Below are 11,952 nucleotides of genomic sequence, written 5' to 3' on the forward strand. Positions count from 1 at the left end.
TTTATTATTCTTTTTTCATTGAGTCTGATTTTATTCATACTGTACATTACCCAATCAATATTAATGCCAAAAAATAGTAAATAAAATCAGTTGATTACGATTATTGAATCCTGAACAATTTAACAAACGCACTAAATATTGGTGAGATACGGCAAAGCTATGCACACTTATTTGCACGGAATAGCCAATTATTTATAATGGAAGCGATTTCATATGGCGTACAACAAGTTAAACCTACATTAGTGTTTGTACCTTGTTTGCACCATTAAAAGGCGATAATATTCTGACTCAATTATGATATAGGTCTCAAGATGCCAACGATAAAAGAAGTTTCTGAACATGCTGGTGTTTCCCAAGCAACCGTTTCTAGAGTGATGAACGGCACAGCAAAAGTTGTCGAAGAAACCCGGGTTAAAGTATTGAATGCGATGAAAGAGTTAGGCTATCGCCCTAATGCACATGCTCAGTCGTTAGCATCTAATCGTTCTAATAGTATTGGATTATTGATTTCAGAGTTTGATGGTCCGTTTTATGGCGCTCTGATGGCCGGTGCTGAAGAGATTTTTCGTAAACATAAAAAGCGAATTTTAATATCGGCTGGTCATGGTGATGAAAAACTAGAAAAAGAAGCGGTTGAATTTTTATTGGGCTGTCGCTGTGATGCGCTCGTGTTACACGCTGAGACCTTATCAGATGAATATTTAATTGAGCAGGCTAACCAAGGAACACACGTCATTCTTATCAACCGTAATATAGCGGAAATGGAAGGGCAATGTTTGTATATTGATAACGAGCAAGGCTCGTTCATGGCAACAGAATACTTAATCGAAAAAGGCCATAAAAACATTGCTTATATTGCTGGGCCGCAATGGAAGCATGACGCCAGAGAGCGATTTTGGGGTTACCAAAAAGCATTAGGCAAACACAATATCAGTTTGCAATTAGGCTTAGTGGAAGAAGGTAATTTTAGAGAATCTGGCGGTTATCAGGCTGCAAGTAAGTTGCTCGACAGTGGGCACAAATTTACAGCCGTTGTGTGTGGTAATGACCAAACTGCATATGGCGCTATTTCGGCAATTGAAGAACGTGGTTTAAAAGTGCCGGATGATATTTCAATAGTGGGCTTTGATGATTTACCCTACAGCAGTCTAATTAAACCCAAACTCACTACGGTTCATTTTCCAATTCGACAAATAGCAGCTGAAGCCGCTAGACGGATATTGCAAGATGTCTATAAAGAAAAGAATACACACACATTTAATTCATGTGTACAGGCCAGTATGGTTGAACGAAATTCGGTTAAATCAATTACTTAGTTTTCATGGTAACGTATTGAGTTGATAAACCAAAGTTTATGATTTTCCGGTGTTTTAACTAAAGCTTCATCGTCAACTTGTTTGCCAAGCAGTGATCTAGCCATCGGTGAGTCGATAGAAATATAATCTTTTCTACCATAAATTTCATCCGGCCCAACAATTCGAAAAGACAGTGTGTTTCCGGCTTCATCTTCAACCTTTACCCAGGCGCCAAAATACACTTTACCTTCTTGCTGAGGGCTGTAGTGTACGACTTTTAACTCGTGAATGCGTTTACGTAAAAAGCGCACGCGCGAATCTATTTGTCTTAATATACGTTTATTTTCTTTGTAATCCGCATTTTCTGAACGATCACCTAAGCTCGCAGCCCAGGTCACTTTTTTAGTGATTTCAGGGCGATAAACGCGCCATAAGTGATCTAACTCTTGTTTTAGTTTTTCAAGGCCCTCGGGCGTCACTAAATTAGTTTTCATACAATTAAATCGTTCGCTGTATATTGGCTGGAAAATGAAAGCGAGAGTTTAGCAAGTGTATTGATTTCGACAAGTATTAATGCACAGCGGCACATTTCGCTGGACTTAATATGAGAAGGCAAGTGTTTATTTACACGAATTAAAATTTACACTAGTATTTACGGCAACAATTATTATGAGATCGGTATGCATAAACCTTTTACGAGTATATTAGTGGTCGTCAGCCTGCTTATTGCCTTACTTGGGCAAGCCTTGGCCTATACTGCAACGTCTTGTGAAATGTCAAAAGACTCGGCTGGTTCGCATATGAAGATGATGCATACTGAAGATGCTTCGAAGGCACACCCTGAAGGGATGCAGCATGACAAAATGAAGATGCATATGAGTCAAAATACTTCTGGTCATGCAGATAATTGTTGTGGAGCAGACTGCGCTTGCACTACCAGTGCATGCACTTATGTCACCTTCGTGATGTTTGATAACCCTACTTCATTTTCTATTTTACGTGTCAGTGAAGCCGTAAAAAGCCAAGATTCAGATAAACCTAAAGCCCCCTTTACATCGACCTTTCGCCCCCCCCCATTTTGGCCTAATACAGGGTTATTGCGTCTAAATTTTACCTCTAAATTTGGCCAGCAGTGCCGTCCTAATTTTACCTAAATCATTGTTTAAGTACACTTTACCGTTAATTATTTGTAGCGTAAGACGTGCAAAATAATCCAGCTTAGCTGGGGACAAAGATGAATACAATTTATATAAAAATGATCAAATTAATTCTGGTTATGCTCATTGGCTTGTGCGCGTTTGCAGCCAAAGGCAATAAAATTATTTCTTTAGAGCAAGCGATTTCAATCGCACAAGAAAATGATCCTTGGCTACATGGCAGTCGATTACAACAACAGGCCGTAGAGAATTTAACTGTTGCTTCTGGTGCATTACCTGATCCCAAAATCACCATAGGCATGATGAACTTACCCACGGATTCATGGGATTTTGGTCAGGAAGGCATGACGCAATTTAAAGTGGGTGTCTCGCAAGTGTTTCCTCGGGGAGACAGTTTAGAAATTAAGCAGAGCCAACTAAAACTAGCTTCTACTAAATTTCCTTTGCTTCGAGCAGATCGTCAAGCAAAGTTAAAAAGTAAAGTTTCTGAGCTTTGGTTGGATGCGTATTTGGCGCAAACAACAATAGAGTTGATTGAAAACAATTGGGCATTGTTTGAACAAATGGCAGAAATGGCAACAGCAAGTTATGCAAATGCGATCGGAAAAACCCGTCAGCAAGATGTTATTCGAGCTCAGTTAGAAATAGTGCAGCTTGAAGACCGACTCTCGGTTGAAAAACAAAAGTTTGACATCGCCATAGCTCGTTTAAATGAATGGCTTCATATTTTTGATGAGCGTGATTTAAACAGGGGGTTTAACTTTGATTTGCAGCCTCTGGAATTTAAAGTTTCTAAGGCGTTACCAGCACTGCGTATAAAGCATCCGACATTACTCGACGCCTCTCGGTATTCCAGACGCGATTTGGCAAAAGAGTTGGCAAATCATCCAGCACTGCGTGTCATCGACGTAAAGCAAAAAGTCTCAGAAAAAGGCATCGCGCTAGCGAAACAAGAATACAAACCCCAATGGAGTGTAAATGCAAGTTATGGTTACAGAGATAATGTCTCCTCAGCTGGCTCTGGTTTTGCGCAGTCTCGCGCCGATTTGTTTTCTGTTGGTGTCACATTTGATTTGCCGCTGTTTACGGAAAATAGGCAAGATAAACAGCTTGCTGCAGCAGTTGCAGAATCAGAAGCGGTTAAAACAGAGAAGCTATTGTTGATTAAACAAATGATGAGTGTGGTAGAAAAAGAGTTGCGACAACTTAAACGTCTTACGCAAAGACAATCTATTTATCAACAGCAGTTACTTAAACAAACCCATGAGCAAGCTGAAGCAGCGTTAACCGCTTATACCAATGATGATGGCGATTTTTCTGAGGTTGTAAGCGCGAGAATTGCTGAATTAAACACAAGAATCTCGGCATTGCAGATTGATGTAGAGGCTCTTAAAACGGTTGCTCGCATCAACTACTTTTTAATTCAATCAAGTGCTAAGAGACATTCAGGCTCTGACCAAGCAATCAATGCTCGGCCATTAGGAGATAAGTAATGCCATCTAATAAAAAAACATTAACCAAACCATTAGGTGTTGCTGTCGTAATTGGAGTGGTAATAGGAGCGGTAATTGGAGCCGGCTTATTGAGTCTTTTTCAAAACGCAGATTTTAATAACAACAAGCAATCGGCAAGCTCGGCTAACAAACAACCTTTATATTGGGTTGCGCCGATGGATGCTAATTACCGTCGCGACAAACCCGGTAAATCACCTATGGGGATGGATTTAATCCCGGTGTATGAAGAAGATGCTGCAGCAAATGATTTTGGCCCGGGCACAGTAAAAATAGCACCTCATGTGATTAATAATTTAGGCGTGCGAATAGCACCAGTTGAGCTAACAAGCATGCATATTGAAATATCTACCGTTGGGTATGTGCAATATGATGAAGATAAGTTGGTACATATACATCCGCGTGTAGAAGGTTGGATAGAACATTTGTTTGTGAAGGCTGCGGGCAATCCTGTTGAAAAAGGGCAGCCGCTTTATACACTGTATTCACCGCAACTCGTTAATGCTCAGGAAGAGTTTCTAATTGCGTTAAAGCGCAATAATCCGTCACTTATCAATGCAGCAAAAGAACGCTTGAAGGCACTCAAGTTATCTGCTGAGTTTATCAGTGAGTTAGCATCAACGCGCCAAGTACAGCAAACCATCACATTTTACTCACCGCAATCAGGTGTGGTTGATGGCTTAAAAATACGCGAAGGTTTTTACGTCAAGCCGGGTAATACATTATTCAGTATAGGTAAGTTGGATCAGGTTTGGGTTGAAGCCGAAGTATTTGAGCGTGACGCTGCAGTTGTTAGAGAAGACCTGCCCGTATCTATGACACTCGATTATTTACCGGGCAAAGAGTGGTTAGGTGTTGTTGATTATGTTTACCCAACATTAAATAGCAAAACAAGAACACTCAGAGTGAGGTTAAAGTTTGATAATCCTGATTTTCAATTAAAACCCAATATGTTTGCACAAGTTTCAATTCACGCCAAGCAAGCCGGAAAAGCCATCTTGGTGCCCAAAGAAGCGGTTATTCGAACCGGTAAACAAGATCGTGTCGTACTTGCTTTGGGAGCAGGACAATTTAAATCGGTTGAAGTCAGCATTGGCCGAGTCGGTATAGATAGCGTCGAAATCCTTGCGGGGCTGCAGGAACAAGATGTTGTTGTTACATCCGCGCAGTTTTTAATTGACTCTGAATCCAGTAAATCATCTGATTTTAAACGAATGGCGCATGAAGAAGAGCCGAAAACAGTACAAATTCAAGGCGAAATTAACAGCGTTATGCCAGCTCATCGTGTCGTTAATATCACTCATGCGCCAGTAGAAAAATGGGGTTGGCCGACAATGACAATGGATTTTTCTGTGCATGAGCATGTTGATATAGATGCTTTGCAACCCGGCCAAACTTTGCACTTTGAGGTGAGCAAAACTGCGGACGGTGGTTATCAAATCGTAAGCATACATATAATGACAGAGTCAGAAGTATCGACCGCGACGGTATCAGGCGTCATTAATTTGATTGATCGCCAGAGCCGCATATTTAACATTAGTCGAGAAGCTATAGATAAGTGGGATAGACCTGCCGCAACGATGGATTTTACCCTAGCTGATAACATACCAATATCGCATTTCACCATCGGAGATGAAGTCATGTTTACCTTCGAAGTTAGAGATGATCTCGTCATCACTGAAATATCTCATCACAGTGATAAGCAGCACAAGCGTGTTATTGACCATGCAAATCATTAATAAAGGACATTCACTATGATTAAATCAATCATCAGGTGGTCAGTTAGCAATCGTTTGTTAGTGTTGTTAAGCACGCTTTTTATTGTGTTTGCTGGCATATTTGCGATAAAAAACACCCCAGTTGATGCGCTGCCCGATCTGTCTGATGTACAAGTTATTATCAAAACCAGTTATCCGGGACAAGCACCGCAAGTTGTGCAAGATCAAGTCACCTTTCCGCTGACTACTGCTATGTTATCTGTGCCGGGGGCACAAACGGTGCGAGGGTATTCATTTTTTGGTGACTCGTATGTTTACATTATTTTTGATGATGATACCGATTTATATTGGGCGCGAAGCCGCGTTTTAGAGTATTTAAGCCAAGTCACTTCTAGCTTACCTGATTCGGCTAAGCCGCAGCTTGGCCCCGACGCGACAGGTGTAGGCTGGGTTTATATTTATTCATTAATCGATAAAACTGGCAAACACGATTTAAGCCAATTAAGAAGTATTCAAGATTGGTTTTTAAAGTATGAATTACAAGCCGTTCCAGGGGTTTCTGAAGTAGCAGCAATTGGCGGTATGGTGAAGCAATATCAGGTGCAGGTCGATCCAGACAAATTGCGAGCCTACAACGTGCCACTTAGCCATATACAAATGGCGCTTAAAAGAGGAAACCAAGAAACTGGTGCGTCGGTCGTGGAAATGGCTGAAGCTGAATATATGGTGACAGCGACGGGTTATATTCAATCGGTTAGTGATATCGAGAAAATCCCGCTAGGTATCAATCAGCAAGGCACTCCGCTTAGAATTGGAGATTTGGCGCATGTGAGTTTAGGCCCTCAAATGCGCCGGGGCGTGGCTGATTTAAATGGTGAAGGCGAGGTTGTTGGTGGAGTGGTTGTGATGCGATTTGGCGAAAACGCACAGCAAACCATTGTAGGTATAAAAGAAAAACTGGAATCTCTGCAGTCTTCTTTGCCCGAAGGGGTTGAAGTTGTAACCGTTTATGATAGATCCAAATTGATAGAAGGTGCAGTCGATAACTTATGGCATAAGTTATTAGAAGAATTGGCCGTGGTTGCTGTAGTCTGTGTCGCTTTTTTGTTTCACCTACGCTCTTCAATTGTTGCGATTATTACACTTCCTCTGGGAATTTTAGTGTCTTTTATCGTCATGCATGTACAGGGTATTAATGCCAATATTATGTCATTGGGAGGCATCGCAATTGCCATTGGCGCGATGACCGATGGTGCGATTGTGATGATAGAAAATATGCACAAACATTTGGAAGCCTATAACAGAGACAAGCCTTTAACAGATGACGTCCGTTGGCAGATTGTAAGCAAAGCGGCAAGCGAAGTAGGGCCTGCACTTTTTTTTAGTTTGTTAATCATAACGGTGTCATTTTTGCCAGTGTTTATTTTACAAGCGCAAGAAGGCCGTATGTTTTCACCCCTTGCTTATACTAAAACATACGCAATGGCCGCTGCTGCTGGACTGGCAATTACGGTTATTCCTGTGATGATGGGCTATTTTATTCGAGGTAACGTCATTTCAGAGAAGAAAAACCCTTTGAATCGGTTATTTATCGGGCTCTATGTACCGGTTTTAAGGCAAGTCATGCGTTTTCCCAAAATCACCATAATCGTCGCTATGATTGTGACTGTTATTGGTTTTTGGCCTGTCGATAAGATTGGCAGCGAATTTATCCCGCCATTGGATGAAGGTGACTTGATGTACATGCCAACGACTTACCCTGGTATATCAATTGGTAAAGCGCGCGAGCTATTACAGCAAACGAATAAACTGATCCGAACGGTGCCAGAGGTTGAAAGTGTATTTGGCAAAGTGGGGCGTGCTGAGACAGCAACTGATCCTGCACCCTTAACCATGATTGAAACCTTTATCCAGTTAAAACCTAAAGAGCTGTGGCGAGACGGTATGACAACTGAAAGTTTAAAAACCGAACTGGATAAACTTGTGAAGTTTCCGGGTTTAACGAATGCTTGGGTTATGCCGATAAAAACCAGAATTGATATGCTGGCAACGGGCATTAAAACGCCTGTCGGAATCAAGGTGGCCGGGCCAGATCTGGATAAAATTCAACAGATAGGTCAACAGATTGAAAAATTGTTACCTGAAGTCAAGGGCACCGCGTCGGTGTACTCCGAACGTGTCGCGGGAGGGCGTTATATTAAAGTTGATATATCGCGCGAAAAAGCCAGCCGATTTGGATTGAATATAGCGGATGTTCAACAAGTTGTATCGACAGCTATTGGGGGGATGAATGTCACGTATACCATTGAAGGCCAAGAGCGTTACCCCGTCAATTTAAGATATCCGCAAGACTATCGAGACTCTCCAGAACAACTTGCTAGGTTACCCGTTGTTACGCCTAATGGTCAGCGTATTGCTTTGGGCGATGTTGCAAATATTCAAGTTGAGAATGGCGCACCGGGGATTAAAAGTGAGAATGCGCGTATCAATGGCTGGGTTTTCATTGATATCAATGGGGTGGATGTCGGCTCTTATGTGGATAATGCAAAGGCTTATTTAACACAGAATTTGCAGCTACCAACGGGTTATTCAATCAATTGGGCGGGACAATATGAATACATGGAAAGAGCGAAAGAAAAGCTGACTTATGTACTGCCGTTAACATTAGCCATTATTGTACTCTTACTTTTTTTGAACTTTAGAGCCTTTAGTGAAGTTGCTATCATTATTACCACTTTGCCTATGGCAATGATTGGTGGTTTGTGGCTACTTTATTTTGAAGGTTTTAATTTTTCGGTTGCTGTCGGGGTTGGTTTTATTGCTTTGGCGGGAGTTGCCGTTGAAATTGGCGTCATCATGCTGGTTTATCTCAATCAAGCATTAGCTGAGCTTAAAGAAAAAGCATTAGCAAATGGTACACAGATCTCTGCGGATGATTATCGTGAAGCCTTGCTGCGAGGCGCTGGGTTACGAGTGCGCCCGGTTATGATGACAGTCGCAACCATTATTATCGGCTTACTGCCTATATTGTATGGTACAGGAACAGGTTCGGAGGTGATGAGTCGCATCGCTGCGCCTATGGTGGGGGGGATGATAAGTGCTGTGGTTTTAACACTTATTGTATTGCCGGCTCTCTACTTAGTGGTGAAGCGTGCAGAAGTTTTAGCTTTCAACAAAAGTTTATCGCAGTAGTATTAGAGTAATATTAGAGTAGTATTAGATAAGGCACTGCGTAGCAGTGCCATATGATTTTGCACAAATTAACCAAATATAGAGCGCATCAAACCTATAACTTCGTCGATGTTTTTACCACCCATAACTTGAGAAATAATTGCATCTCGGTTATTGCGTATAAATTGTGGTATGTCATCAGCAGCCAGTGCTCTGTCAACCATAATGATAACAGAATCTTTTGAGCGTTTATTTTTGGGGCCTATACTCGGCGTTTTACTGGTTCTTTTGGGTTTGTCTCTAAGCTTGATGTAATTAGACTTGCTGGCCGATTGCAAATCAGCATAAAAAAACAGGTCAATTAAAATTGCTCTGTACTGCCATAGAGATTTTTCAAATTCGTCTTCCGGCTCTGCAGCTTTCCACCATGGACAAGTCTGCAATGTCATAATTAAATCTTGCCAATAAGCCGAAAAATCTGATTTCTTTACTTTAGCAATGCTTAATCCCTGGCAGATGGCATCGACTTTTTGACTGCTCAAAGCGACAAAAACATCAGGTCTCTTAAGTGCTAACAAGCGCGTAGCCGGGTACAAAGTAGCCGCAGCTTCACCGTTGGTAATAAAAATCTGCTTGTACTTATCGCAAAACGCCTGATATTGCGGATAGGTTACTTCACCTGCAGCTGGAATTTCATTCAGAGCCTCGGCAAATTGTTCAGTTTGCTGCTGCAACAGTTGAACAAATAATTTTTGACCTTTACAGCTACCAAACCACTCAACGTCGAAATCGTAAATGCTTGGATCATGTTTAGCTGTGTGTTTACCAGCTAGCACGAGCTTATCTTCTTCAATTACACCTGTTTCTATTTGTGTCAGTATGTTCTGGCTATAGGCCAAAAGACGAAGCCTTTCATCCAGTGCAGTTGCTTGAGCATGTTCTTGACAAAAGCTGGCATAAATTGGCCAAGGCGTAATAAGTAGTAACTTTAACTGGCCGATACTAATCGCACTTTCCAGTATTTCTTGTAATTTTTTGAAAGAGCTGACTTGAGATTCATCTAACAGATCCTGATTGAGATCTTCTTTACACAATCTATTTAATTCACGACACCAGGATAAAAAATCTTCGGGACGATCTTTTACTTTTGTGGCCATTAAGTTCAAACTAATATCAGCAATGTATTTCAAAGCATTTTGATAAATTGTATTTTCGGCGGCAGTTAATGCCATATTGACAGGAGACGCTAGTAATTTTCTCATGGATAGTATGTGTTCTTCAGCTCAGTTGGAATATGCGAAAAGGGATGTGATCATACGCAGCTTACCATAAGAGGCAAGGGCTAATTAAACTTTTAGCATATTTATAATTTTTTAAATTGAACGTTTTGTCAGGTTAACTCGTATAAGTAGTATGAAATATAAGCAGTTAATGACATTTTATAAAAATAGGAGAAAGTTGTCGTGTTGGCAGATAAGCGAGTTCAGATTGTCGTTTCGAGTCTGGTTGTCATTGTAATAGCAGTCGCTGCGTATTTTGTTTTTCGAGCAGTTGAAGATAAAACACCTCCGGCGCCAGACTTTTCAGCGTATCCGGCTGGTAAAGAACGAAAAACGCAATTTTTTAATTATTTTAGGCCGATAATTGCCGAGCGTAATGAAGAGTTGTTGGCTCTGCGTGGCAGGTTAGTTGTATTGCATAAAGAAAAAGATAATTTGTCTTCATCAGACATTGAGTTTATCCGCGAGACGGCTGAGCACTATGATTTAGACGATTTTGATGTTGCAGACGAGAATGCTTGGCAAACCTTGTTGCGACGGGTTGATATTGTCCCTGAAGCCTTAGCACTCGCGCAAGCTGCAAATGAAAGTGCATGGGGCACATCCAGATTTGCCAAATTAGGTAATAATTTCTTTGGGCAATGGTGTTACAAAAAAGGCTGTGGCATTGTGCCAGCGCACCGTGGTAAAGGGCAAAAACATGAAGTAGCCGACTTTGACAACCCTAAAGAATCGGTTTTAAGTTACATTAATAATTTAAACTATCACCCTGCTTATTTAGAGCTCAGACGAATACGAGAAACGCTTAGAGAAAATAACAAAGAGATAACCGGCGTTGCGTTAGCGGGTGGATTAGGTCGATATTCTGAGCGTGGGCATGAATATATAAAAGAACTCAGATCGATGATCCGTTACAACAAACTTGAATAAATCGTCACGAGTAAAAATTGTTAATGTTTTTGGGCTGAGTAATTTGTTAAACTCAGTCCGAATTTTACTAAACAAATTTAAACCGTGAAACGATATATAAAAAAAATAATTAAAACAGCCGTTTACCTAATAACTCTAAGTGGTTGCAGTTTTTCTTGGAATGTTTTTGCTGATATCGCCATTATTATTGACGATGTCGGCTATCGTGCGACGGATAAAGCTTTATTGACCCTGCCACCTGAAATCACGCTTTCTGTGCTTCCGCAAACGCCATATGGTAAAGAGATTGCTCGCTTAGCAAGTGCGCGAGGGCATGAAATTATGCTGCATTTACCCATGGAATCTGTTAGCGGAGAAAACTTAGAGCCAGGAACGATTTTGTCTAATATGCAAGCACATACAATCGTTTCAATGTTAAATGAGGCGTTGCAGCAATTGCCCTATGCTAAAGGTGTGAATAATCATATGGGCAGCAAGTTAACTCAAATGCAGCAGCCGATGCAGATTATTATGCAAACTCTCAAAGAGAAAAAATTATTTTTTGTTGATAGTCGCACCAGCAGTCAATCACGCGCATTACAAATAGCACAGCAACTGGGCGTGACGGCGTACAGAAGGCATGTATTTTTAGACAATGAAATTGAACAAGACGCGATTAATCGTCAGCTCAATAAAGTTTTAAAAATGGCAATTAAGCGTCATACCGTGATTGCCATTGGCCATCCACATCCAGAAACCATTGCGGTATTGCAGAAGTTTTTCGCCAGATATCCAGCTAACGCAATAGCACTGCAAAAGGTATCACAACTTAGTCCAGCCAATGTACAAATTGCTGCGATTCAATCGAACTCTCATTTGGCTGATTAGTCGAATAACAATTATAAAAATTC

General features: G+C 41.1%; 9 protein-coding genes. 7 read left to right on the forward strand and 2 right to left on the reverse strand.

Annotation, left to right across the window (positions count from 1 at the left end; all coding sequences use genetic code 11):
• The first annotated feature begins 311 nt into the window (after positions 1-311).
• Positions 312-1,316, forward strand: a complete 1,005-nt coding sequence (locus FNT16_RS09430) for a LacI family DNA-binding transcriptional regulator (RefSeq protein WP_143871350.1) — start codon at positions 312-314, stop codon at positions 1,314-1,316.
• Here FNT16_RS09430 and greB read toward each other — a convergent pair.
• Positions 1,313-1,789, reverse strand: coding sequence for a transcription elongation factor GreB (gene greB, locus FNT16_RS09435; RefSeq protein WP_143871351.1), 477 nt, complete (start codon positions 1,787-1,789; stop codon positions 1,313-1,315). The two genes, FNT16_RS09430 and greB, sit on opposite strands and share 4 nt — an antisense overlap.
• A 186-nt stretch (positions 1,790-1,975) precedes the next feature.
• Here greB and FNT16_RS09440 point away from each other — a divergent pair, with 186 nt between their 5' ends.
• From FNT16_RS09440 to FNT16_RS09455, 4 genes are all read left to right on the forward strand, one after another.
• A complete protein-coding gene (locus FNT16_RS09440; protein WP_143871352.1) occupies positions 1,976-2,449 on the forward strand; it encodes a hypothetical protein in 474 nt (157 codons plus the stop codon).
• Between the two features lie 101 nt (positions 2,450-2,550).
• Entirely contained in the window at positions 2,551-3,945 is a 1,395-nt protein-coding gene (locus FNT16_RS09445) for a TolC family protein (RefSeq protein ID WP_425456705.1), read from the forward strand.
• A complete protein-coding gene (locus tag FNT16_RS09450) occupies positions 3,945-5,702 on the forward strand; it encodes an efflux RND transporter periplasmic adaptor subunit (protein ID WP_143871354.1) in 1,758 nt (585 codons plus the stop codon). Before FNT16_RS09445 ends, FNT16_RS09450 begins: the two co-directional genes overlap by 1 nt.
• Before the next feature lie 15 nt (positions 5,703-5,717).
• Positions 5,718-8,873 (forward strand): efflux RND transporter permease subunit, encoded by a 3,156-nt coding sequence (locus FNT16_RS09455; protein WP_143871355.1) that lies wholly within the window; start codon positions 5,718-5,720, stop codon positions 8,871-8,873.
• Between the two features lie 68 nt (positions 8,874-8,941).
• On the opposite strand, the gene FNT16_RS09460 is transcribed toward FNT16_RS09455, so the two are convergent.
• On the reverse strand, positions 8,942-10,114 hold the full coding sequence (locus FNT16_RS09460; protein WP_143871356.1) for a hypothetical protein: 1,173 nt from the start codon (positions 10,112-10,114) through the stop codon (positions 8,942-8,944).
• Positions 10,115-10,315: 201 nt separating this feature from the next.
• Between FNT16_RS09460 and FNT16_RS09465 the strand changes: the two genes are divergently transcribed.
• Together FNT16_RS09465 and FNT16_RS09470 are read left to right on the forward strand one after the other, a co-directional pair.
• The gene (locus FNT16_RS09465; RefSeq protein WP_246072189.1) at positions 10,316-11,062 is read left to right on the forward strand and encodes a glucosaminidase domain-containing protein; all 747 of its coding nucleotides are present in this window, start codon (positions 10,316-10,318) and stop codon (positions 11,060-11,062) included.
• Positions 11,063-11,146: 84 nt separating this feature from the next.
• The gene (locus tag FNT16_RS09470) at positions 11,147-11,929 is read left to right on the forward strand and encodes a divergent polysaccharide deacetylase family protein (RefSeq protein WP_143871357.1); all 783 of its coding nucleotides are present in this window, start codon (positions 11,147-11,149) and stop codon (positions 11,927-11,929) included.
• Positions 11,930-11,952 lie beyond the last annotated feature (23 nt).

This window comes from Catenovulum sediminis, assembly GCF_007289895.1.
GTDB classification, from domain to species: Bacteria; Pseudomonadota; Gammaproteobacteria; order Enterobacterales; family Alteromonadaceae; genus Catenovulum; species Catenovulum sediminis.

Bases quoted from the DNA above. Each gene is read 5' to 3' on its own strand.
- FNT16_RS09430 (WP_143871350.1), top strand. From the start codon at position 312: ATGCCAACGATAAAAGAAGTTTCTGAACATGCTGGTGTTTCCCAAGCA.
- FNT16_RS09450 (WP_143871354.1), top strand. From the start codon at position 3,945: ATGCCATCTAATAAAAAAACATTAACCAAACCATTAGGTGTTGCTGTC.
- FNT16_RS09445 (WP_425456705.1), top strand. From the start codon at position 2,551: ATGATCAAATTAATTCTGGTTATGCTCATTGGCTTGTGCGCGTTTGCA.
- FNT16_RS09440 (WP_143871352.1), top strand. From the start codon at position 1,976: ATGCATAAACCTTTTACGAGTATATTAGTGGTCGTCAGCCTGCTTATT.
- FNT16_RS09460 (WP_143871356.1), bottom strand. From the start codon at position 10,114: ATGAGAAAATTACTAGCGTCTCCTGTCAATATGGCATTAACTGCCGCC.
- FNT16_RS09455 (WP_143871355.1), top strand. From the start codon at position 5,718: ATGATTAAATCAATCATCAGGTGGTCAGTTAGCAATCGTTTGTTAGTG.
- greB (WP_143871351.1), bottom strand. From the start codon at position 1,789: ATGAAAACTAATTTAGTGACGCCCGAGGGCCTTGAAAAACTAAAACAA.